General features: G+C 67.3%; 2 protein-coding genes. Both read right to left on the bottom strand.

What is annotated here, in order from left to right; all coding sequences use genetic code 11:
- Window positions 1-56: 56 nt before the first annotated feature.
- Complete coding sequence (locus ACFRQN_RS40670) at window positions 57-1,157, bottom strand: DUF475 domain-containing protein (RefSeq protein ID WP_049652607.1); 1,101 nt, start codon at window positions 1,155-1,157, stop codon at window positions 57-59.
- Between the two features lie 147 nt (window positions 1,158-1,304).
- A complete protein-coding gene (locus tag ACFRQN_RS40665; protein ID WP_049652609.1) occupies window positions 1,305-1,883 on the bottom strand; it encodes a TerD family protein in 579 nt (192 codons plus the stop codon).
- Window positions 1,884-2,060 lie beyond the last annotated feature (177 nt).

The raw sequence follows: 2,060 nt of genomic DNA, 5'->3' as shown, positions 1-2,060 counted from the left end.
CCCCCGGGAGACCCCGGGGGCGGCCTTTCAGCTTGTCCTGCGGACCGCGTGGGCGGCTACTTGCCGCTGCCCACCAGCTCCGGTTCCTCGTCCTCGCCGGCGCCCTCGCGCCGGTTGCGCAGGATCGACGAGCCGAGTGCCAGTCCGATGAAGGCGACGCCGATCAGGCCGGTGACGATCTCCGGGATGTGGAACTTGATGCCGACCAGCAGGATCGCCGCCAGCGCGCCGATCGCGTAGTGCGCGCCGTGCTCCAGGTAGACGTAGTCGTCCAGGGTGCCCTTGCGGACCAGGAAGACGGTCAGCGAGCGGATGTACATCGCGCCGATGCCGAGGCCCAGGGTGATCTGGAAGATGTCGCTGGAGATGGCGAACGCGCCGACCACGCCGTCGAAGGAGAACGAGGCGTCCAGGACCTCCAGGTAGAGGAAGAGGAAGAACGCGGCCTTGCCGCCGACCTGCATGATCGACTTGCCGGACTTCTCCGCCTCCTCCTCCCGCTCCTCCTCGGCCTCCAGGCCGGACTCGAAGATCGAGGAGAGGCCGTTGACCGCGAGGTAGGTCACCAGGCCGAGGACGCCGGCGAGCAGAACGGTTTCCGCGTGCTCCCCGGCGAAGAAGTTGGAGGCCAGCAGCAGGGCGACCAGGGCGACGACGGTGGAGAAGGCCTCCAGCTTGCCGACCTTCTCCAGCGGGCGCTCGATCCAGGACAGCCAGTTGTAGTCCTTCTCCCCGAGGATGAAGTCGAGGAAGATCATCAGCAGGAAGACGCCGCCGAAGGCCGCGATGGCCGGGTTGGCCGCCTCCAGGTACTGGCCGTAGGTGAGGCCGTCGTGGGTCTTGTCGGAGTGCAGCGCCAGGTCGATGACCGTCGTGGGGTTGAGCTTCGCGGTGAGGCCGACGACCAGCAGCGGGAAGACCAGGCGCATGCCGAAGACCGCGATGAGCACACCGACGGTCAGGAAGATCTTCTGCCAGTACGGGTTCATCCGCTTCAACACCGTGGCGTTGACCACCGCGTTGTCGAACGACAGGGAGATCTCCAGGATGGAGAGGATCAGCACGATGCCGAAGCCTTGGGCTCCCCAGAGCAGTCCGGCCGCGACCAGGCCGATGGCGGTGATCGCGAGCGACCAGCCGAATGTGCGGAGGAACACGGAAGTTGGCTACCTTTCGGGTTTTGGCCGTGCCGGGGTCGGCCTCGTACCCGAGACGCCCTGACCGGGCCGGGCCCGGTCAGGCCACCCCCGCACTGCCCTCTGTTCTCATGATCAGGTCGGGTGCGATAAGTCCGATTTCCGCCCTTACTGTACGTTCACGCCGAAGTCGAGCGCGATGCCACGCAGGCCGGAGGCGTACCCCTGGCCCACTGCGCGGAACTTCCACTCGCCCGCGTAGCGGTACAGCTCGCCGAAGATCATCGCGGTCTCGCTGGACGCGTCCTCGGACAGGTCGTACCGGGCGATCTCCTGGCCGTCGACCGAGTTGACGACCCGGATGTAGGCGTTGCGGACCTGACCGAAGTTCTGGAGCCGCGCCTCGGCCTCGTAGATCGAGACCGCGAAGATCACCTTGTCGGCCTGCACCGGGACGAGGTCCAGGTTGACCTCGACCACCTCGTCGTCACCCGTGTCGTCGCCGCCGGTGAGGTTGTCGCCCTGGTGCTCCACCGAGCCCTCGGGGCTCTTGAGGTTGTTGTAGAAGACGAAGTACTCGTCACCGAGCACTCGCCCGCCACCGCAGATCAGGGCGCTCGCGTCGAGGTCGAACGGGGCGCCCGTGGTTGAACGGGCGGACCAGCCGAGGCCGATCCGAACCTGCGTCAGGTTCGGCGCGGCCTTGGTGAGCGAGACGTTGCCACCCTTGGCAAGCGTGACCACCATGACGTTCTTCCTCCCTTGCTTCTCCCGGGGCGCCATCCAGGTGTAGTCCCCCGCGGCCCCGGCCGACCGGCTTTGGTCGGCTGAACTTCCTGAACTCACATCCTCGCAGCGCCGCGGACCAGCGCGGCACCGGGTCGGACGAAGCCGGGGCGGCCCCGGACCACGGAGGTCCGGGGC

The organism is Kitasatospora sp. NPDC056800, assembly GCF_042789775.1.
In the GTDB taxonomy this organism is placed as follows: Bacteria; Actinomycetota; Actinomycetes; order Streptomycetales; family Streptomycetaceae; genus Kitasatospora.
Note: the sequence above shows the minus strand (reverse complement) of the source record. Positions and strands in the feature narration are given on the sequence as shown.